The 20,726-nt window shown below is 45.1% G+C and carries 24 protein-coding genes and 1 pseudogene; 19 read left to right on the top strand and 6 right to left on the bottom strand.

Going from position 1 to position 20,726, the window contains the following annotated elements; all coding sequences use genetic code 11:
- The first annotated feature begins 89 nt into the window (after window positions 1-89).
- The 3 genes from VSQ62_RS18180 to VSQ62_RS18170 all read left to right on the top strand — a co-directional run bounded on the left by VSQ62_RS18180 (window position 90) and on the right by VSQ62_RS18170 (window position 4,025).
- Window positions 90-1,865, top strand: a complete 1,776-nt coding sequence (locus tag VSQ62_RS18180; RefSeq protein WP_334636189.1) for an ABC transporter ATP-binding protein — start codon at window positions 90-92, stop codon at window positions 1,863-1,865.
- The gene (locus VSQ62_RS18175) at window positions 1,858-3,594 is read left to right on the top strand and encodes an ABC transporter ATP-binding protein (RefSeq protein WP_334636188.1); all 1,737 of its coding nucleotides are present in this window, start codon (window positions 1,858-1,860) and stop codon (window positions 3,592-3,594) included. Before VSQ62_RS18180 ends, VSQ62_RS18175 begins: the two co-directional genes overlap by 8 nt.
- A gap of 110 nt (window positions 3,595-3,704) precedes the next feature.
- Window positions 3,705-4,025, top strand: a complete 321-nt coding sequence (locus VSQ62_RS18170) for a recombinase family protein (protein WP_334636186.1) — start codon at window positions 3,705-3,707, stop codon at window positions 4,023-4,025.
- Between the two features lie 643 nt (window positions 4,026-4,668).
- Here the strand turns inward: VSQ62_RS18170 and VSQ62_RS18165 are convergent.
- The 5 genes and pseudogenes from VSQ62_RS18165 to VSQ62_RS18145 all read right to left on the bottom strand — a co-directional run.
- A pseudogene (locus tag VSQ62_RS18165) lies at window positions 4,669-5,250 on the bottom strand (helix-turn-helix domain-containing protein); the annotation flags it as partial.
- A gap of 284 nt (window positions 5,251-5,534) precedes the next feature.
- Window positions 5,535-6,848: an IS4 family transposase gene (locus VSQ62_RS18160; RefSeq protein WP_334635976.1), complete on the bottom strand. Its 1,314-nt coding sequence runs from the start codon at window positions 6,846-6,848 to the stop codon at window positions 5,535-5,537.
- Between the two features lie 226 nt (window positions 6,849-7,074).
- Complete coding sequence (locus tag VSQ62_RS18155; RefSeq protein WP_286083112.1) at window positions 7,075-8,538, bottom strand: DUF8451 domain-containing protein; 1,464 nt, start codon at window positions 8,536-8,538, stop codon at window positions 7,075-7,077.
- Window positions 8,535-8,738: a DNA-binding protein gene (locus tag VSQ62_RS18150; RefSeq protein WP_502957765.1), complete on the bottom strand. Its 204-nt coding sequence runs from the start codon at window positions 8,736-8,738 to the stop codon at window positions 8,535-8,537. Before VSQ62_RS18150 ends, VSQ62_RS18155 begins: the two co-directional genes overlap by 4 nt.
- 284 nt (window positions 8,739-9,022) lie before the next feature.
- The gene (locus tag VSQ62_RS18145; protein ID WP_286083110.1) at window positions 9,023-9,448 is read right to left on the bottom strand and encodes a hypothetical protein; all 426 of its coding nucleotides are present in this window, start codon (window positions 9,446-9,448) and stop codon (window positions 9,023-9,025) included.
- 10 nt (window positions 9,449-9,458) lie between these two features.
- Between VSQ62_RS18145 and VSQ62_RS18140 the strand changes: the two genes are divergently transcribed.
- From VSQ62_RS18140 to VSQ62_RS18100, 9 genes are all read left to right on the top strand, one after another.
- Window positions 9,459-9,953: a transposase gene (locus tag VSQ62_RS18140; protein ID WP_334636184.1), complete on the top strand. Its 495-nt coding sequence runs from the start codon at window positions 9,459-9,461 to the stop codon at window positions 9,951-9,953.
- A 315-nt stretch (window positions 9,954-10,268) separates the two neighbouring features.
- Window positions 10,269-10,703, top strand: a complete 435-nt coding sequence (gene tnpA / locus VSQ62_RS18135; RefSeq protein ID WP_334632532.1) for an IS200/IS605 family transposase — start codon at window positions 10,269-10,271, stop codon at window positions 10,701-10,703.
- Window positions 10,704-10,859: 156 nt separating this feature from the next.
- The gene (locus VSQ62_RS18130; protein ID WP_334636183.1) at window positions 10,860-11,564 is read left to right on the top strand and encodes a tyrosine-type recombinase/integrase; all 705 of its coding nucleotides are present in this window, start codon (window positions 10,860-10,862) and stop codon (window positions 11,562-11,564) included.
- 176 nt (window positions 11,565-11,740) lie between these two features.
- Window positions 11,741-12,001, top strand: coding sequence for a type II toxin-antitoxin system Phd/YefM family antitoxin (locus tag VSQ62_RS18125; protein WP_300887479.1), 261 nt, complete (start codon window positions 11,741-11,743; stop codon window positions 11,999-12,001).
- Entirely contained in the window at window positions 11,991-12,305 is a 315-nt protein-coding gene (locus VSQ62_RS18120) for a type II toxin-antitoxin system RelE/ParE family toxin (protein WP_300887477.1), read from the top strand. Before VSQ62_RS18125 ends, VSQ62_RS18120 begins: the two co-directional genes overlap by 11 nt.
- 201 nt (window positions 12,306-12,506) lie before the next feature.
- Entirely contained in the window at window positions 12,507-12,701 is a 195-nt protein-coding gene (locus VSQ62_RS18115) for a hypothetical protein (RefSeq protein ID WP_334636182.1), read from the top strand.
- A gap of 133 nt (window positions 12,702-12,834) precedes the next feature.
- On the top strand, window positions 12,835-13,248 hold the full coding sequence (locus VSQ62_RS18110) for a dihydrofolate reductase family protein (RefSeq protein WP_502957764.1): 414 nt from the start codon (window positions 12,835-12,837) through the stop codon (window positions 13,246-13,248).
- Window positions 13,249-13,363: 115 nt separating this feature from the next.
- The gene (locus VSQ62_RS18105) at window positions 13,364-14,137 is read left to right on the top strand and encodes a hypothetical protein (protein ID WP_334636181.1); all 774 of its coding nucleotides are present in this window, start codon (window positions 13,364-13,366) and stop codon (window positions 14,135-14,137) included.
- Complete coding sequence (locus VSQ62_RS18100; RefSeq protein WP_334637704.1) at window positions 14,130-14,852, top strand: transposase; 723 nt, start codon at window positions 14,130-14,132, stop codon at window positions 14,850-14,852. Before VSQ62_RS18105 ends, VSQ62_RS18100 begins: the two co-directional genes overlap by 8 nt.
- Before the next feature lie 54 nt (window positions 14,853-14,906).
- Here the strand turns inward: VSQ62_RS18100 and VSQ62_RS18095 are convergent, their stop codons facing one another.
- The gene (locus VSQ62_RS18095; RefSeq protein WP_334636180.1) at window positions 14,907-15,521 is read right to left on the bottom strand and encodes a hypothetical protein; all 615 of its coding nucleotides are present in this window, start codon (window positions 15,519-15,521) and stop codon (window positions 14,907-14,909) included.
- Window positions 15,522-16,073: 552 nt separating this feature from the next.
- On the opposite strand from VSQ62_RS18095, the gene VSQ62_RS18090 reads away from it, so the two are divergent.
- From VSQ62_RS18090 to scfB, 7 genes are all read left to right on the top strand, one after another.
- Window positions 16,074-16,514, top strand: a complete 441-nt coding sequence (locus VSQ62_RS18090; protein ID WP_334636179.1) for a hypothetical protein — start codon at window positions 16,074-16,076, stop codon at window positions 16,512-16,514.
- The gene (locus VSQ62_RS18085) at window positions 16,492-16,665 is read left to right on the top strand and encodes a DUF2804 family protein (protein WP_334636178.1); all 174 of its coding nucleotides are present in this window, start codon (window positions 16,492-16,494) and stop codon (window positions 16,663-16,665) included. Before VSQ62_RS18090 ends, VSQ62_RS18085 begins: the two co-directional genes overlap by 23 nt.
- A 34-nt stretch (window positions 16,666-16,699) precedes the next feature.
- Window positions 16,700-17,734: an SGNH/GDSL hydrolase family protein gene (locus VSQ62_RS18080; protein ID WP_334636176.1), complete on the top strand. Its 1,035-nt coding sequence runs from the start codon at window positions 16,700-16,702 to the stop codon at window positions 17,732-17,734.
- Window positions 17,735-17,898: 164 nt separating this feature from the next.
- Entirely contained in the window at window positions 17,899-18,447 is a 549-nt protein-coding gene (gene spoVT / locus VSQ62_RS18075) for a stage V sporulation protein T (RefSeq protein ID WP_334636175.1), read from the top strand.
- Between the two features lie 115 nt (window positions 18,448-18,562).
- A complete protein-coding gene (locus tag VSQ62_RS18070; protein ID WP_334636174.1) occupies window positions 18,563-18,937 on the top strand; it encodes a TIGR04086 family membrane protein in 375 nt (124 codons plus the stop codon).
- An 83-nt stretch (window positions 18,938-19,020) separates the two neighbouring features.
- Window positions 19,021-19,164, top strand: coding sequence for a six-cysteine ranthipeptide SCIFF (scfA, locus tag VSQ62_RS18065; protein ID WP_016221654.1), 144 nt, complete (start codon window positions 19,021-19,023; stop codon window positions 19,162-19,164).
- A gap of 85 nt (window positions 19,165-19,249) precedes the next feature.
- Window positions 19,250-20,641, top strand: a complete 1,392-nt coding sequence (gene scfB, locus VSQ62_RS18060) for a thioether cross-link-forming SCIFF peptide maturase (RefSeq protein WP_334636173.1) — start codon at window positions 19,250-19,252, stop codon at window positions 20,639-20,641.
- Window positions 20,642-20,726 lie beyond the last annotated feature (85 nt).

The raw sequence follows: 20,726 nt of genomic DNA, 5'->3' as shown, positions 1-20,726 counted from the left end.
ATCTATATAGATTTATTAGATTGGACTTTGTAACTATTAACCAGTAGTCATTCTTGACTACACCATTATTATACTAGGAGGTCTTACTTTTGAAAAAAGAATCCAATTTAAAGCGGCTCCTTCGGTATGCCGAGGGCTATAAGTACCTGACCATAGCGTCATGGATTTTAAGCGCACTGAGCGCACTGGTGGCATTGCTCCCGTTTGTGTACATCTGGAAAGTCATCAAAGAAGTTTTGGATGCGGCTCCGAATTACGGGGATGTGCAGGAGTTGTCCCATAACGGATGGATGGCGGTTGTTTTCGCAGTGGCGGCGATCCTGATTTATATCGTTTCCCTGATTTGTTCCCACTTAGCGGCGTTCCGGGTGCAGGCAAATATACGGATGAGAGCAATGCACCATATCGTGACCCTGCCCATGGGGTTCATGGACGGTATCGGCAGCGGCAAAGTCAGGAAGATTGTTTATGAGTCCAGCGCGGCAACAGAAACCTACCTTGCCCACCAGCTCCCCGACAAGGCAAATGCTCTTGCGACACCGGTGGGGCTTATCGTCCTTCTGCTTGTCTTTGACTGGCGGCTGGGGCTTTTAAGCCTCCTGCCGGTTGCGGCGGCGTTTGTCATCATGAGCGTCATGACGGGAAAGCGCATGGCAAAGAAGATGGAAGAATACAACAACGCCCTGGGGCAGATGGCGGGTGAGGCGGTGGAATATGTAAGGGGAATTTCGGTGGTCAAAACCTTCGGCCAGTCGGTGTTCTCTTTCAGGCGGTTCAAAGAAGCTATTGACAATTATGAGAAATGGGTGATTGCCTATACAAAAGACCTGCGCTTCCCGATGATGTGCTATACCACGTTGGTAAACGGGATTTTTGCGGTACTGGTCGCGGCGGCGCTGGTGATGACATCGGGCGGGGTGACAAATGGGTTTTTACTGAATTTGATGTATTACATCATCATCACGCCAATTATTACGCTGACGCTGACAAAGATTATGTATGCCAGCGAGAATAAGCTGATCGTGGCGGACGCCATGTCCCGTATCGACAGTATCCTGGAAATGGAGCCGCTGCCGGAAACAGATTATCCGAAACATCCGAAAGACAATTCCGTGGAGCTTTCCGGGGTTTCCTTCCGGTATAAGGATGCTGAGAGGAATGCGCTGGAAAATATCTCCCTCACGATCAGACCGGGTGAACACGTTGCTTTCGTAGGACCGTCAGGCGGGGGAAAGACCACCCTCGCCAGCATCGTGGCAAGGTTCTGGGACACAGACAGCGGCAGTGTGAAGATTGGCGGCGTCAATGTAAAGGATATCCCAAAAGAAGAGCTGATGGATACAGTCTCCTTTGTCTTTCAGGATTCCAAACTTTTGAAGATGTCTATCCTGGAAAATGTGCGGATGGCGAAACCGGACGCCTCCCGCGAAGAAATACTGAAAGCCCTCCACGACGCACAGTGTGATGATATCCTTGAAAAACTGCCGCAAGGCGTGGACACGGTAGTAGGTGCAAAGGGCGTGTATCTGTCGGGCGGGGAGCAGCAGCGCATTTCCATTGCGAGAGTGATGCTGAAAAATGCGCCAATCCTGATACTGGACGAGGCAACCGCTTTTGCCGACCCGGACAACGAGGCAAAGGTGCAGGCGGCGTTTTCTGTGCTTGCAAAGGGAAAGACCGTGCTGATGATCGCCCACAGGCTTTCCACGGTTACTGGTGCAGACAGGATTGTGGTAATCAAAGACGGGAAGATAGAAGATACAGGCACACACGGTCAGCTTAAGGACAAAGACGGTTTGTACGCCGAAATGTGGAGACAGTACAACAAAGCCGCAAAATGGAAGGTAGGTGTTTCAAATGCATGAAAAGTTAAAGCACACGTTTGCCCTGTCTGACAAGGGTGCAAAGGATATGGTAAAGGCATTTTTCGCCTGCATTCTGCATAACCTTTCCCTGATGGTTCCGGTGGTGCTGTTATATAACCTCATCAGCGACCTACTGGATGGGGGCATCCCGGAGGGGAAGAGTACATTTTATATTGCGGGGCTTGCCATCGCCCTTGGATTGATTATGCTGACATACTATATCCAGTACAATGCCACCTTTTTTGCCACCTATGTGGAGAGCGGCGTGAGAAGGCTTTCCCTTGCGGAGAAGCTGCGGAAGATTCCACTGTCCTTTTTCGGGAAAAAGGATCTGTCCGATCTGACAACGGTTCTAATGTCGGACTGTGCGACATTAGAGGGCGGATTATCCCACTGGGTGCCTGAATTTATAGGCGCAGCTTTCTCCACCCTTTTGATTGCGGTAGGGCTCTTTATCTTCGACTGGCGGATGGCGCTTGCCTCCCTGTGGGTGCTGCCTGTCTCCTTCGGAATTATACTGGCATCGGCGGGTATTATGCGGGTTCGGCAGGAAAAGGTGACGGAGGTGTCCATTGCGTGTTCAGACGGCATCCAGGAATGCCTGGAAACGCTGCGCGACCTGAAAGCGAACAATGCGGAGGAGGGGTACCTGAAAGGGCTGGACAGAAAAATAAAGGATGTGGAGAAGTATACAGTGATCGGCGAGCTTACCAATGCGGTATTCCATACCTGTGGGCGCATGGTGCTTAAAGCAGGTATCGCTACGACTGTGTTGGCGGGAGGAGTGCTGTTAGCAGATGGAAAGATTACCCTGCTCACGTTTTTTGCTTTTATAATTCTGGTTTCCCGCGTATATGACCCATTGATTGCTGCATTGGATAATTTAAGCGCAGTCATTATGATTATGAATATCCAGTGCAGGAGGATGGACGAAATCTTAGGCCACCCGGAACAGGAAGGCGCAGAGAAGCTGACAAACAGAGGATATGACATCGCCTTTGACCATGTGGGATTTTCCTATAACAGCGGGGAAACAGTATTGAAGGATGTGTCCTTTACCGCAAAGCAGGGGCAGGTCACTGCTCTGGTCGGGCCTTCCGGCGGCGGAAAGACGACAGTTTCCCGCCTTGCCTCAAGGTTCTGGGATATCCAGAAGGGAAAGATTACGGTAGGCGGCATGGACATCTCGAAAATCGACCCGGAATCGCTCATGTCCCTGTATTCCATCGTGTTCCAGGATGTGACGCTGTTTAACAACACGGTCATGGAGAATATCCGCCTGGGGCGTAAAGACGCAACTGACGCAGAGGTACTGGAGGCTGCCAGGCTTGCCAACGTGGATGAATTTGCGGAGAAGCTGCCCGATAAGTGGAATACCTTAATTGGGGAGAACGGCTGCGAGCTGTCCGGTGGGGAACGCCAGCGTATTTCGATTGCCAGGGCATTCTTAAAGGACGCCCCGATCATCCTGCTGGACGAGGCGACGGCAAGCCTTGATGTGGAAAACGAAACGCTGATTCAAGAGTCGTTGTCAAGGCTGATTGAGAATAAGACAGTCATGATCATTGCCCACCGTATGCGCACCGTTGCGGGGGCGGATAAGATTGTCGTCCTTTCGGAAGGCACAGTGGCGGAGCAGGGCAGTTCCGATATGCTTTTGAAAAAGAACAGTATCTATGCCCACATGGTTAGGCTACAGACGCAGAGCCAGAATTGGGCGATGGAATAGTAAGGTTGATGTGCGAAATATTTTTCAAAAAGAAAAGGCGGCTCTGACTTTTAGAAGCTGCCTTTTGTGATTTTTCGGCATAATAACAGATTTTTAGCAGGCCCGGATTTTTGGAAATGATGAAATATGTGGAGGATTATTTCGTTTCCGCGCTGATTGTCAAAGACCTGTTCAAGCTGGGACGCGAGTATTCCTACATGGGTCACCAGCAGGATTTCATCTTTCCTGCTTATGACGTCCGCTTTATCGCTGTCAATGATGATGTGGACAGTGCCAAAGGTGAGAATGATTTTGCCGTTTACAAAAATGTTTTTAACGATTATTACGCAAAGGACACCAGCAAGAAAATCCGCGTGGTTGTGAAAATGCGCGGCAAGGCCGGGGAACACTTGACGAGCAATCCGCCTTACAGATATGTCAATAAGAATTAATATTTCTCAAACAAATTCCAAATATATTTCAAATAATGAGTTGCTATTCTTATACCATCAGCTGAAACAAATTAAAAAGGAGAATAGAATTATGGCAAAATCAAAACTGGTTAAGGCGAATGAAAAAATAGCTGAAAACGTAGTTGGTGGCTAAAAAAAATCGAGGAAGGAGTGGGCCACGGTTACAAAAAAATTGAGGAAGGAGCAGTTGGCGGGTTTCATAAAATCGCTGATAAATTAGTAGATGTTTAAAGGAAAGTAAAGGGTAAAAAGAATGGATAAAGATTAGATACAAGTGCAAACGGGAAATACTATAACGGGAAATACTATATAGATGTGGAGCAATCTCAAATAACCGTAATTCATGAGCCAGCCGCTAAGCCGCAGAGCCGATGAATTTGCAGATGATGCAGATTCTCAGCCCTGCGGCTTTTCCTTATACAGCATATAACCGAGAGGAGGTGGTGGAACTTTTGAAATGAAAGAATACCGTTTGGAATGGGGGGATGCATATAGGAAAAAAATAGAAATGTTCTTCTCCTTATTGTGTTCTGAACATAAAAATTGAATATCTGGCAGCCTGTTCAGAAAGCATGAATAATCAAAACCGACGCCTGCACTATGCTGAGCGTCGGTTCTTTTGTTATGGTTCAGTTTCAGAATGGAATGCCAGCCATTTGGAACCATAAGTATCCAGGTAAAACCGATTGCCATACTCATTTTCAACAAATCGGCCTTTTACATGGTAGTATCCCTGCAGTTCTTTCCTCAAACTTGAGTCTGGTGAAATTGGTTCCAGCCAGATTTCTTCTTGTCTTTTAACTTCAGACCGGGACAGTGGCGTCTCATGTGGCGGCTCTGCTTCAGAAAATGGCGGAGCCAGGATAAATAATTCTCCGATTATATCTGTAAACGGCATAGTATGTCCGTCCGGAAAAGTCAACAGCCCGTCAGCAGCATTCACCAGCAGCCATCCATAAGCGGCAGACCATACTGGTCTGCCATGAAAAGCCGGCAATGACTGGAGTGGAATCGGCTGTTTGTAATCCTGTGTTTGGGCATCAGATCGGCCAAGCAGGAAATCGGTTGTAACTCCATAAAGGTCCGCCATATTTTCAAGGCTGTCCATGGAGGGGGATTTCCGCTCGCCCTCCCAGGCACTGAGCGTCGGCTGGGAGACGCCAAGCTTTTCGGCGGCCTCAATTACCTTTAATTTATTGATTTGTCTTGCTGTTTTGAATCAATGTCATTTACTTAACTTCTAATAATAATAATGTGATCTGTTGTTTTCGACCAGATTTTCTATCAACTTAAGAAAAAGAGGGGGGATTTCTATTCCCAAATGCAGATGGAATGCTGTAAAATGGGGAGTACTCCCGATTTTGTGGTGCAATGTATGGATTTATGGCAATAGAAAGACATAACAACAAGACGAATTTATGAAATTAAAAAAATCATTTTCATTCGTCTCATTTTGAGGTATATTTAGTATGTTTAGCTCTGTTTTTGTTAGTTTCGATAACAGAAGCTGATTGGAAGTTTGAACCTTGCTTGGCGTGCGAAGGTTCGCCCGGGCCTGACCGGTAGGATATTCTGAGCGATCAGGCCCTCCACGTCTAATGTTGTTGTCCCATCATGTATTCTCAAAAAGTCCCGGCATGTTTTGATTGCTTCCGAATAGTTAACCTGATATACATGTTTCGTCTTTTTTTCAGGGAGCTCTACTGCCATAGCTATTTCCGAGCAAAAATTATACAGGATTGCCCTTGCCCATACTTCCTGTACAATGTATTCATATTTTTTGGAATGAAATGCTTTGAGACACAATGGGTATTTCAGGTCACGGAAAGAAGTTTCCTCATTCCATCTTAGGTGGTACAAGTCCTTGAAATCATCGATATCGAAATCAAGATCCGGAAGATTTGTGATCAGATTTTCGTAACAGCCCTCCGATAATTCAATCCTGATGATGCGCAGGGACAGTCTGTATTCGGGATGGTCCTGTGTAATATAATCCATAGGGACATCCTGGCACACAAACCGGTATTGTTCTTCCAGTTCAGGATGAAGCCGTTTTTTCTTAGAATGTGATCTGGATAAAATACGGTCCACATGATAATCAAGCTGCCTGACGCCATTTAAAGGAACCCCCAGAATTTTTTCCGTCTTGGCATCGGTACAGCGTATGAGAAAGAACTGCCCATTTTCAATTACATGTGCAAAAGCGTTATAAGAGGCATAGCCTCTGTCACACAAATAAATGACAGGGGTATCTGCTTCGGAACGGTCAACCATCTGGCAGAATGCGCTGTATTCATTGCGTTTCCGGGAAGGCTGGATGAAGAGATCCGTAAACTTTTTGTCCAGAACAGAAAAGAAAGCATTGATATGGATTTGGTTAAATCCTCTGGTGGACTTTCCATTTGGTTCAAAGAAAGTATCCGGATCATCCGGATTCCTGAAAATATCGGCCGCAGAACCATCACAAGCGACTAAGGAATATTTGCCTTTAAACAACTTCTTTTTACACTTTTGAGTAAAAGAAACGAGAAGGCTTCTAAAGGCATCATTTTTAATCTTTTTGCGTTGTTTATAAAAGGCAGCTTTTGAAGGAGCATCCGTAGAACGTCCAAAAAAGCGGTAAAGTTCTTCCTTAATACAGTCAGCTTCCATAGTCAGGAGCATAAGGAGAAGATGTTTGAATCCCAGTTTTCGATTACGCGAAAAGTCTTTACCGGGATGAAGAGCATAATTTTGGGGATTGGCAGCAAGCTCATGGATGGAAGCGAGCAGCATTGCTTTGACAACATCAGCGTATTTCATAAAAGTACCTCCTTAATCAGGTGAAAGTAAATAATGAATAAACAGTTCCTGATTAATTGGCCTTTTTCTGAGTAATCAGAAAAAGGCCGCACATTTTGAGGTACTTGTCAAGTAATAATTAAAAAATTTGGGTTACTGGTAGAAAAAAAGAATTCGGACATAATATCCGAATTCTCGTTAAGTAAATGACATTGGTTTTGAATTGCTTTGGCATTTTCAACATCCTTTACTTTAATATAATCCATTTGCCGCGAGTAGAGCCTTCTCTGCGGATTCGCCCTTTATCCTTTAAGGATCGGAGAACCCGTTCCACAGATGGTTTTGAGATACCGATTTGAGACCCGATCTTGGCGGCAGACAGGCCAGGGTTTTGGGTTATAACCTGTAATACAAGCATTTCATTCTGTGTGAGATAGCCATCATTACCATCAAGATAGCCATCATTACCATCAGGATTGCCATCAGTTTCTATCTGTAGAGTCAGGACAACACGGTCAGGGTCAACCGTTTCAACGAAAGAAGGTTTCTTAAACCCATTCTCGTCCCAGACATGGTATACATCGCAAATACCTGTTCCAGAACGTTCGCCCACATTAATAAGGGCAAACATATTAAAAATCCTCCCGTTCCGCGCATCGCTGATACCGCCTGCGATAGCTTCGTCAATGCTGATACGGAATGTGCCTGGGTTGGCAATCGTGATTTTACGGAATTCTTTGTCAATCACAATGCCGCGTCGGCCATAAAAATCGGCGTGGATCAGGGCATTTGCGAGACATTCCCTCAGGGATTTATGGATAGGCGTATCATCTATCCGCAGTAAATTGGAATCCAGTTTGAACGGTTTTTTTACATCTGCAGTCAGGCGGTCTATTACTTTGTAATAAAAGTCGAAGATATTGCCGCTCCAGGTGCCATCACCGGAGCTTACACGGTCAGACCAGCGTGTATCACCTGAAAGGCGCTCCCTGTAATCAAGAAAATAGTTCGGAAGCTCATCGGTGATAGTGATAAAATCTCCGAAAAAAATCAGGCCGCCGAGGGTGGGATGGATTCTGCCGTCATTCTGGCTTTTCCTTGCGGCGCCGATTTTCAGGAGGAATTCCTCATCGCCCAGCTTTGACCAAATGTGGTCAGGTTTCAAGTTGTTAAAAAGAATCCGGTATCGGTGGACAGATTCCTGGTTCAGGTCGCCAATCAGCAGATTTTCAAGCACAAGGGCATCTTGAGTGGTATCCGCCTGGTCGCGGAGCATGGATTTTACCTCTTCTGCAGAGCAGTGGTAGTCTCCTTCATGGTTCCTGCGGAAAGTCCCTTTGAACATATCCTGCCCGACATAAACAGGTTTGTCCCGGCGGTCGGCACGGGGCACTTCAATTACGATAAATGTCATTTCTTTATAACCAGTATGGTAAACATGATGATCAAGAAGAATGTTTGTGTTGACTTTCTGCCGGTTGTTCAGTGTGTTCCAGATATCTGAGAGCATTTGCTGCGGATACGGAATGCCTCTGGGGATAAATTCTTTTGTTGCTTTATCCTCCTCTATACCAAGGATGATTGTGCCGCCAAATGTATTGGCAAAGGACGAATAGGTTTCCCAGATGCTGTTTGGAATTCCTTTGCCTGCTGCCTTTACTTCCATGTTAACATGTTCTTTTGAATTTAAAATAGAAGCCATATCAATCATTCTGCCTGTTCCTCCGTTTCAATCTTGGATTTTATATATTTGCCACTCTTAATGCGTGCATCGGCAGGTTTTTCTGCATTCTCCGGGATGAGCCAGGTGTTTCCGGTTTTCTGCACATCGGGAATCCGCCCTTCACTGCAAAGGACCCCAACGCGGCGGGCAGACAGGTTCCACTTTTTACCGGTTTCAGTTGTTGTCATAAATTTCATTTTCCGGTTCCTTTCTTGTTTTTACCATAACAGATTTTTGATGATAGGGTTCACGAAACAGCTCTTATAATATATTATATTCAGTTTGCGGAATAATATCAAGTAGATTACGGGAAATATGAGCCATGAAAGAAATAGTATGGGGTAAGAATACAAAAGCAACAAACCTGTTTAAATGGTTTGCTGCTTTGGTATGTTATCATCAAGATGCAGGTATTTCGTTTTATGGTTGTGTTTTCTAAATCTGCCGGTTATATGAAGTAAAGTCTTGCCGCTCAGTCGATTGTGGCTATAATCCGGTTTTTAAGATGCTGCGGAATATCAGATTCGGTATCCCACATAATCGTATTTTTCTGTGCGGCATCAAAATGCAAATTCACACCAGTCCTGCAGAGCTGAATCACAGGTTTACCAAGTCCCATTGCATAGCCTTCTTCAAAATAAGCCCCGTTATTTTGATGTGTAAGATCCACAACTACAAATTTACTGTTTTTTATGTGTTTTAATAATTCGGGCGTAATAAAATCATTATGTTGCACTTCATCTATAAAAATTGCAATATATCCAGCATTGCAGATGCCTGTTCGAATGGCTTCCCGGAGCGGTTTTGTATCTTCTCCAAATTTCATGGCAACTAATACGTTTTTACCATTCGCTGTACTCTTTTGTAACTCGTCGATTCTTGCATAACCTTCTGGCAATAGAGACATTATGGTTGTATTGTTATCGCTCCACCAATTGCCTCCTATAACAGAGCGTGCCTGTGACCATGATGGGCAGTACTATATCAGCCCTAAAATTGACTGTGATATGTACTCCGTCAATGTAGACTTTTCGGACGAAGACATCATAGAGCTTTACCATAAACATGGAGAAATGGAACAGTACCACAGCGAAATCAAGACGGACTTATGTGCAGAGCAGTTTCCATCTGGAAAGTTCGAAACAAACGAACTTGTCCTGGAACTGATCCAGCTGGCCTACAATCTCCTGCGGATGATTGGACAGGCATCACTTAGGATCAGCGATATCCCCATGAAAAGACCCGTAAACCGCCGGAGGCTACGCACGGTAGTTGAACGGATCATCATGACCCCCGGGGTTGTGACAAAGCATGCAAGGCAGGTGAGACTTGATCTGGGGCGGAGTAATCCCTGGAGGAACGCAGCTTCACAAATAAGCAGGATATTCCAAGCTGCAAAATAAACGAAAGATATCCTACATTTTCCTTGCCATTGGAATGGTTCGATGAGCCTTAGTTAAGGTATGGCAATTTTAGAGAAATTTTACCTAAGCGGCTGGATAGTAGTTTGATTCAAAGTGTATGATTATCGAAAACAATATTTTATTGGCATGAAATTGGTACAAAGAGTGCCTCATATTTCTTATTTACCGATTTCATTTTATTGTCTGTATAATGGGGTTAAAACCCTCGCCTTAAGGCGAAACCTTTAGGTCAACCCTATATCTTCAAGTTTAGAAAAGGGAAAAAATAGAGATACTAAACTTGAGGTGAAGAATATGCAGCATTATAGAAAATCGTCACATTGTACGTATGACATTAAGTATCATTTGGTGTGGATTACAAAGTACAGGAAACCTGTGATTACAGGGAAGATAGCAATACGGACAAGAGAACTGATCCGAATCATCTGTCAAAGTAATGATGTGGAAATTTTGGCAGGGCATGTAGGAGCAGACCATATCCATATGCTGGTATCTGCTCCACCGCACTTGTCTGCAAGCAAATTGGTACAATATATCAAAGGGAATACATCCAGAAAGTTGCAAATGGAATATAAGGATTTGAATAAGCAATTCTGGGGACAGCATTTGTGGGCAAGAGGATATTTTGTGGCAAGTAGTGGAAATGTGACGGATGAAATCATCAGAGAGTATATCAAAAACCAGGATTTGCAGGAGAAAAACAAATCAGATAACTTCGAGATTGGATAAAATTAAAGTACAAAAGCATAAAGAAGAGCACGGACAACTTCAGGCTGCTTTAGCAGCAAATCGAACCTACCGGCTTTAGCCGGTAGTGGTTCAGTTTTTAGGTTAGGTTCACGGATTCAGGTAAAAGAATATCAGGATTGGATCTTAAACATAAAAATGCGGACACCAAAAACATGCAACCTTCGTCTGACTTCGCTGCGGTCATTTCTTGAATATGCGGCAAATGAACACCATGAGTTGATTGCCTTCTATATCAGTATCCGTGATATTAAAAATTCAAAGATTCCTGCAAAACCAATAGAATTCTTTGAGAAAAGCCAGATGAAAGCTATACTGGCAGCTCCGGACATCGGAACGAGGACAGGGAGAAGAAACCAGATGATGCTGGTTTTGATGTACGACAGTGCGGTAAGGATTTCAGAATTGTTGGAGTTAAAATTGGGAGACCTCCATCTTAAAGCAGAGATTCCATACATTACAGTCCATGGGAAAGGGGATAAATACCGGAATGTCCCACTAATGCAAAAAACATGCCGGCATTTGAATCGGTATCTGGAAGAATTCCACGAAGGAACGAACAGTAAGCTACCTCTCTTTTATGCAACGACTTATGGTCAGAAACACCATTTATCTTCTGATACAGCAGAGAAGCTAATCAAAAACTGCTGTTTGGCGGCAGGAAGCAAAGGAATCAAAATGCCTGATTCGTGTCATTGTCATATGGTTAGAAAAACAAGGGCAATGGATCTTTATCAATCTGGTCTGCCTTTAGCACATATCCAACAATTACTCGGGCATGAAGAGATATCAACAACATCTGGTTTTTATGCTTTTGCAACATTAGATACTTTGGCACAATAGGGGGATGCTGCTTTTGCGGCGTCCCTTTTGTCGTTCTCTGGCAGGAATTTGTATTTTTTTAATAAACCATTTCGGGCGAACCACAAATTTGAAATGAACATGAAGTAAAGATTGCCTTTTTGATAATATTCTGATAAAATTAGGATAGAATAATGATGAGAAAGGAGCGATTAAGTATGATACAGATTCGGCCCGTTTCTGACCTTAGGAATAAATTCCCGGAGATTGAGACCATCGTAAACAATGGGGAGCCGGTCTACCTGACAAAGAACGGTTATGGTGCGATGGTAGTTTTAAGCCTGGAGGAGTATGCAAGCCTGACAGACAGTATTGAAATGAAACTTGATGAAGCTGACCGGCAGGCATCTATATCGGAAGAGAGGCTTTCCCATGAAACAGTCTTCCGTAATGCAAGGGGTGAGGTGCATGGAACATAAACCTTACCAGCTCCGGTATTTGCCGATATTTGAGAAGGATTTGATCAGTACGGCGAATTATATTACAAATGTTTTGAAAAATGAGGATGCAGCGCTTCGGCTGATTGATGATGTGGAGTCCGCTATCCTGGAAAGGCTGGATAATCCTGTTGCCTTTGAGCCATACCGTTCTGTAAAAAAGCGTGACCATCCTTATTATCGAATTTATGTGAGGAATTATGTTGTCTATTATGTGGTGATTGGTGACGTGATGGAGGTCCGGCGCCTGATATATGGTGCAAGGGATACCGACAGGCACTTATAACGAATACAGGGTTCAGGGCAGTTAGTCATTGATGATTAACTGCTTTTTCCATTTTTGAAATGAGAATTTTTAGAATTTGGAAGATATCCTGGAGTTATTCCCGTGGTGGATGTGTTCCGTAAAATTACAGAGGATATTTGATTATCATAGTTTAAGGGCTTTTATGATCTCGGTATTACGGAAACGCAGTCTCCGCAGGGAGTGGTAATCCGGCTGTATGACAAAGAGCGCTGCCTGTGCGATCTGATCAAAGACAGAAACCAGATTGAAAGGCAGCTGTATATCCAGGCAATCAAGGAATATTTCAAAAACCGGCCGGATGTCCATAAATTGCTGAAGTATGGAAAAACCTTCGGGATAGAAGAAAAAATAAGGACTTACATGGAGGTATTGTAATGAAAACACCGGAACAGCTAAAAAAATCCATGTGCTTTTGGATACGGTTGAGGAAATCTCAGAGCTGATTGATATAAATTGGAATTAGGAATAATAAGGAAATGCAAATCGCAAGTTAAGGAGATAAAAAAGCGTGAGAAAAATAAGTTTATTTATTGCAATGAGTCTTGACGGATATATTGCAGATAGTAAGGGCGGTGTTGGCTGGTTGAACGGACAAGGCATTGATGATGAGAATATAGATACCTATTCTGAGTTTGTAAAAACCATTGATACGATTTTAATGGGTTGGAATACTTATCATCAGGTTGCTACTGAACTTTCTCCCAAAGAGTGGATATATAACGAATTTACAACTTATGTTATCACACATAATGAGCATACTTCCTCTGAAAAAATCCGATTTGTAAACATAAATCCTGTTGATTTAGTAAAAAGGCTAAAAGAGGAAGACGGAAAAGATGTTTGGATATGTGGTGGAGCGAATCTTGTCGGACAGTTAGTAGATGAAGACTTAATTGATTATTACTCATACTTCGCAACCTGAATTTGTGCTGTGTTAGTTGAAAATACAGAGAAAATCAAAAATAAAAAGGTATAAGCACTCTGTTTTTGTTATAATGGAATTAGCCGAAAACCATTTAAAAACGGAGGCTTATACCATGAATAGCATAGCCGAAATCTTTGATAATAGCAAACAACTCTTAGATAGTATTGAAAATTTTTTTGATAAGTACATTGGTCGTCCCCTTCTTAGGAAATGTGGTGTCATAAAAATGGTCGATGACATTTTTGTCAACAGCGGGATGACATACTTTGATAACCCGATTTCCCGTCTGCTGGGTGATCTGAAACAATCACCCGTCCTTGAGAAAGTTGTGAGTGCCAAGGATCTGCTTATCGACAAACTTCTCGTGTGTTTTGCCCCTGCAAGTGCGTATCTGATGTTTAAGACGGACACATTCTTCCGGGATTATAAGCAAGACACATTTTACCGTTTTGATAAGCTTCCCGGAGCTAACTGGGAAAGGCTGCAATTGGAAACAGCAAAAAATGTCATTTTAGATATAGAGTCACAGACCACAGACAAACATATCAATGCTCTGATTTTTGATGATTCTTTATATGCGCGGACCGGCGGAAAGGGAACCGAATTATGTGCCAGGGTTTTTGACCATAATGATCATAAGACCCGTCTTGGATACCGCATGATGACTGGTGGATGGACAAATGGAGAGACATTCATTCCTTTTGCACAGTCCCTTTTGTCAACGCGCGATGAGAAACAAATGGTTGGACCCAATGTCCGAATCGATTGCCGTACACTACGCGGAAAGCGCCGGGCAATGGCAAAAACAAAGGGAACCCTTGTTGTCCAACATATGGTAAAGCAGGCACACAAAGCAGGGGAAACCATTCGATTATGTCCTGTTTGACACATGGTTTTCCAGTCCATCCCAGCTGGCTGCGCTCAAGGGGATAGGAACAGATGTCATAGCGATGATCAAAAAGAACAGCACGAAATATATCTGGAGAGATCCCGCAACAGGCGAGGAGAAAAAACTGAATGTAAAAGAAATCTACAGCAGGAACAAAAAGCGCAGGGGGCGTTCCAGATACCTCCTGTCTGTAGATATTATCATTCCTGACAGTACCGGGAATGCCATGAAGGCAAAACTGGTCTACGTACGGAATCACAGCAACCGCAAGGACTGGGTATGCTTTGTATGCACTGACATGACCTTAGATGAAGAGAAAATCCTCCGTGCGTACACGATGCGCTGGAAAATTGAAACCTATTTTAAAATGTCAAAGAGCTATTTAAAACTTCGTACGGAATGCCACAGTACAAGCTATGATGCCATTACTTCACATATGGTAATCGTTGCAATACGGTACATGATACTGGCAATTGAGCGTTTCCAAAATACAGATAACAGAAGTCTGGAAGAACTATTTTATGAGGTACAGCGGGATATCATAAATGAAATGATGGACTGTGCAATCATTCTCATTTTGGACATCATGCTGCAGAGTGTGAAACAGCATTTCAAAGCTTCGGATGAACAGATCAACGGACTGCTCTGTACATTTATCGGCAATCTCCCCACACCGTGGAGAGAACGCTTTACTATGCCCAATGCGGCATAAAGCTATTTTATTTTTACTATTGCAAGGCTTATAAAATCGTAATGATAAGCAGCTTTAGGTTGCGAAGTATGAGTAATATTTTTCCAGGTCGCTGTCCCAGCCCCAGGAAGCATCGGGGTCGGGGAAATGCCGCAGGTTTTCCGGTGCGCCAACCCTGTGGTGCCCGCGTGGGCAGGCATGGGTATGCACGGCGGTGCCGTCTCCGGAAACCGTAAGGTGTTCCCTTGGTATGAGACCGGATTCCATGGAAGGCAGGACAGCCACGTGATAGAAGAAGCGCTGCAGTCCAGAGCCTGTCCATGAAGTCAAAATAAGAACCGAGGGGCGGCAGGGAATCCGTAGTGCAGCCGATGAGAGCGGCAAGAGGCGGTCATGTTTGAGCCTGTCGACCCAAAGGGTAAGGGATAGCTTGGCCAAACCTTCTGAAAATAGAAGAAAGAAAAGGATAAAAGACCTTAAGATTTGTGGCTGGTTCTTAGCGGGCCTGCCAGTGTTGGAGTAAAAGGGCAGAAGGAACTCCATGGCCTTATCGGTATCGAAAAGGCGGAGTTTCTGCCATGGTTTCCAAAGCTCCGTATGGAGCCGGACTCTTTCAGAGGAATCGAAATGGACTTTGGATTCGTTGAGAAAGTACTTGTAATCTTGCATGGACTGCCAGTACTTGATCATAAAGTGCACCTCTAGTAGTTTAGTTTAATGCTGTGCGTGTGGCACAGGCGCTTCTTAACTACAAGGGGCGCGTTTGGTGACTGGCGTATATGGTCACCAAACGCGCCGCACATTTTGACTTATATGTCAATACTTTTTTGAAAATTTAACAAAAATGTTTTCTGGGATATGGAGGAAAGCAAAAAAGAAGAACATGAAAAAAGAGCGGAAATTCGGGCTTAAAGAGTTTCCGAGACTGCTCAGGTTAAGGAAAGGAGGACGTATGGAGATATTTCACATGTGAGATATTATTTCGCTGCTTGGATTGCCTATGCCGACAGCAGGCAGAAGCTCGTATTACATACAATGCCCGTGCTGTGACGAAAATCCGAGAGAAAAGCATCTAAATATCAATCTGAAAAAGAAGTGTTTCGCTGTCCGAGATGTGGGATATCCGGAGGTATTTTTGATTTATATGCACTTTACACAGGAGCGCCGCGGGATAAGGTCAGAAGAGAACTGGTCGAACGGATTGGATCTCCAGAGCTTATGGTCCGTCCGAAGAAGAACATTGTGGAAAAGCAGAAAGAGGAATGCCCGCTTGCTGACATTGAATCGCGGAACAGCGTCTATACGGCGCTGCTTGATAAGCTGTCATTGGCGGCAGACCACAAAGAAAACCTTATGAACCGCGGACTGACAGAACAGGATGTTGAACTTCTGGAATATAAAACGACGCCAGTTGTAGGCATGTCAGCGATTGCAAAACAGCTGCAGTCGGATGGCCTGCACCTTGCCGGTGTTCCAGGTTTTTACAGGGACAAAAGCGGAGCGTGGACATTTATCCATGAGAAAAGGGGTATTCTGATTCCAGTCAGAGACCGGATAGGAAGGATTCAGGGCTTGCAGATACGAAGGATAATGTCAGCAGACGGAAATTCCGCTGGGTATCCAGTAGTGGAGATTCACCTCCAGCGACGGAAGGTTCGAGATGGATTTTGTTCCGGTACTTGACCGGGCGGCGAGGACCGCGGCGGTAATCATAGAGACGGACCAGCATCAGGTATTCGGACGGATGAGCGGTAAGGCTGTGCTGGACGACGGGAAAGTGATCGAGCTTAAGGACTTGATGTGTTTTGCGGAGGATGTGCATAATCGGTATTAGGAACATGTTAGAATTTTAATTAGGAAGTGTTCATATGTTATGTGAGTGGTGGAAGAAGAGAAGGAACGGATTATATATATTGATCTGTGCGATTCTTGTAATGAGCTGTCTGCCTGTTCTGCAAGGTCAGGCAGAAGAGAAGAAGGAGGAGAAGATATACTGCGCTGCATTTGGTGACAGTATTGCCAAGGGCTATGCAGGAAAGAAGCAAGAAGATCTGCAGAGTTATCCGCAGTTGATTGCGGACGCAGTGTCGGAGGAGACCAGAATTCCAACGGAATATGTGAATTATGCGAAGAACGGGCTGACTTCGGCAAGGCTGAATTCAGATGTCCTGAGTACGGAAGAAACGGCTGCCTCTCTTGAGAGGGCAGACATCATTACGCTGACGATCGGCGCCAATGATCTGATGCAGGAATTCAAGCTTACGGTACGGGAGATTCTGGAGACGGATCAGAGATTCACCAGTGCATATGATGCATTTGATGCGCTGCAGGAAGGGATAGAGGGGAATCCGCTGTTGGTAATGAGAGTATTGGGAATGCTGGAAGACTGGGATTATGCGGCGTTTGATGAGCAATGGGTTGCGGTGATGAAGACGATCTCGCAGTATAGAAAAGACGGCTCTCAGCTTGTGGTGACGGATATCTATAATCCAGTCAACCAGTTTGAACTTCCCGGGACGATGAACATGGTAGTAGATGAGGTGATCCAGAATATGAACCAGGTTATGTATGATCACGCGGAGGAATACGATTATCATGTGGTGGATCTGTTTGAATCTGAGATCTGTGAGCATACCCAGAGGGACGGACTGCACCCGGATCAGGAGGGACAGAGATTGATCGCCGGGCTTGCGATGGAGAAGATTGATACCGGGCGTTTTATGGGGGAGCCGGAAAAAGAAATAGAGAAGACGGAGCCGGCCAGGAAGAGTATTGGGCGTACGATCCTTGGCAATATCAGAAAGGTGATTATATTGACGGCGGCAGCCGTGATATTGATTGCGGGAGGAATCTTTGTCTGGAGGAAGAGGCGGCGGAAGGCTGATACACCGGATGATAAGTAACAGACAGTGCAAGCCAGGAACGGGCGGTTGTCTGGATGATGTAATATTAAATTAAATAATTCCGAATGAAATATTCCCATATTTCGGTATAAAATTCCTTCGCTTACAGATAATAGTATCATCGTAACGAGTGATATGAAATCTACAGATGGAGGAATTGATATATGAAAGCCACGGGTATTGTAAGGAGAATCGATGACTTGGGAAGGGTAGTGATCCCAAAGGAAATCCGAAGGACATTAAGGATCCGGGAGGGCGACCCCCTAGAGATCTTCACTGATCGGGAGGGCGAGATCATCCTGAAGAAATATTCGCCCATCGGCGAGCTGTCAACCTTTGCCAGACAGTATGCAGAGAGCCTGTCGCAGACGGTGGGATGTCTGGTATGTGTCTGCGATATGGACCAGGTCATTGCGGCGGCAGGAAACGGGAAGAAGGAACTCCAAGACAAATATATCAGCAGGCAGTTGGAGCGGCACTTAGGCGCCAGAACGCAGCTTGCGGCATCAGCGGGGGAGAAGGCATATATTCCGATCGTGGATACACAGGATGAGGATTATGAACACGAGGTGATCAGTCCGATCCTCTGCGAGGGAGATGTGATCGGAGGAGTAATCCTGTTGTCCCGCGACGCTAAGAAGAAACTCGGCGAGTTGGAGCAGAAGATGGCCGCCTGTGCGGCGGCATTCCTGGGAAGCCAGATGGAGCAATAGAAGAATAAATAGAATAAACATGAAGGTTCCGTCATATCTTGTGGTAGAGGACTCGTATATCATTATACTGCGGGTGCAGGGATATACGAAGTCTATATGCAAGGGAGGGACGGAAATGGAAAGGAAGCTTAAGAGAGATTCATGGGTCATGTGGATATTGAAATCACTTCTGGCTTCTTATGTCATCACAGGGATTCTTCTGCTGCTTCTGGCAGTGGCGCTGTATAAGTTTGAATTGAACGAGAAGGCAGTGTCCGCTGCCATCATCGCAATCTATATTATGGCGACTCTGATCGGCGGCATTATCATCGGTAAGTTCGCCAGGGTGAGAAGATACCTGTGGGGGCTGGGCCTTGGAATCGGGTACTTTGGACTGCTTCTTCTGATTACGCTGGGAGTATACCGCACCCTGAACGGGGATGCAGCGAACCTGATCACCACAATGGTCTTATGCGCAGGCGGGGGGATGGCAGGCGGAATGCTATCGTAAATCAAAGACATAAAGTTATTGCGAAAATGCAGATGTGATGCTATAATAACAGAAGTTAAGCAAAGATAAGGAGGAACATGACCATGAAGCATGTAAAGACATTAAATACACAGACCATGAATAACAGCCTGAAGAAGGGCGGATGCGGTGAGTGTCAGACGTCATGCCAGTCAGCATGCAAGACATCCTGCACGGTAGGGAATCAGACCTGCGAACAGAAGAAATAATCAGATTTATAGAGAAGCTTGAGACAGCGGTCTTTTGGTCGCTGTTTCTTGTCGTTTGACATTCCAATGAAAGGGGTACATAACCTTGATTCATCAGTATCAGAATAATGGATACAATATCGTTCTGGATGTGGTGAGCGGCGCGGTCCATGTGGTGGACGAGTTGTGTTACGATGTGATCGCCGCGCTGTCCGGGGGTGTGAAGGAACCAGCGGCGGCGGAGCTTCGGGATCCGGAAGTCTTAGAAGAACTGGTGCAGAAGCTTGGCGTAAGCTACGGCGAGGACGATATTAAGGATGCCCTGGCAGACGTGACAGAGCTTACAGAGGCAGGGCAATTGTTTGTAGAAGATACATATGAGAGCATGATCGGCGAGGTGAAGAAGCGCAAGACGGTGGTGAAAGCGCTTTGTCTCCATATTGCCCATGACTGTAACCTTGCCTGCAGATATTGCTTTGCAGAAGAAGGGGAGTATCATGGCAGGCGTGCAATGATGAGCTTTGAAGTGGGAAAGAAGGCGCTTGATTTCCTGATTGCCAATTCCGGAAGCCGACGGAACTTGGAGGTGGATTTCTTCGGCGGGGAACCGCTCATGAACTGGCAGGTGGTGAAAGACCTTGTGGCTTACGGAAGGCAGCAGGAGAAGCTCCATGACAAGCATTTCCGGTTCACGGTGACGACCAACGGCGTATTGCTGAATGATGAGATACAGGAATTCATCAACCAGGAGATGGATAATGTTGTCTTAAGCCTGGACGGGCGCCGCGAGGTTAACGACAGGATGCGTCCGTTCCGTAACGGGAAGGGAAGCTATGATCTGATCGTTCCGAAGTTTCAGAAGCTTGCCGATAGCCGTAATCAGGAGAAATATTACATCCGGGGGACATTTACCAGAGAGAATCTGGATTTCTCAGAAGATATTCTGCATTTTGCCGATCTGGGCTTTACACAGATGTCTATAGAACCGGTGGTGGGGGATGCAAGCGACCCTTATGCCATCCGCGAAGAAGACCTTCCTAAGATTATGGAAGAGTACGATAAGCTTGCCCGTGTTATGATTCAGCGGGAAAAAGAAGGAAAAGGTTTTCAATTCTTTCATTTTATGATAGACTTAGACGGTGGACCTTGTGTGGCGAAGAGATTGTCGGGGTGCGGTTCGGGAACGGAGTATCTGGCAGTGACGCCATGGGGGGATTTGTATCCGTGTCATCAGTTTGTAGGACAGGAAGAATTCCTGATGGGAAATGTGGAAGACGGTATCATAAAGCCGGAGATTGCAGATGATTTCCGAAGCTGCAATGTATATTCGAAGGAGAAATGCAGGGATTGTTTCGCGAAATTCTACTGCAGCGGAGGCTGTATGGCGAATGCGTATCATTTCCACGGCACGATCCATGACACCTATGATATAGGATGCAAGATGCAAAGAAAGCGCGTGGAATGCGCGATCATGATCAAAGCAGCGCTTGCAGAATAGCTGCAGACAAAAGAAGCGCTTCGGGGAAATCGGCATGGCAGGATTTTCCGGGAATACTTAAGGATGTAGAAAGGAAGTTAACCAA

This window comes from Sporofaciens sp. JLR.KK001, assembly GCF_036941055.1.
GTDB lineage: Bacteria > Bacillota > Clostridia > Lachnospirales > Lachnospiraceae > Sporofaciens.
This window is presented reverse-complemented; position numbering and strand designations above follow the sequence as displayed.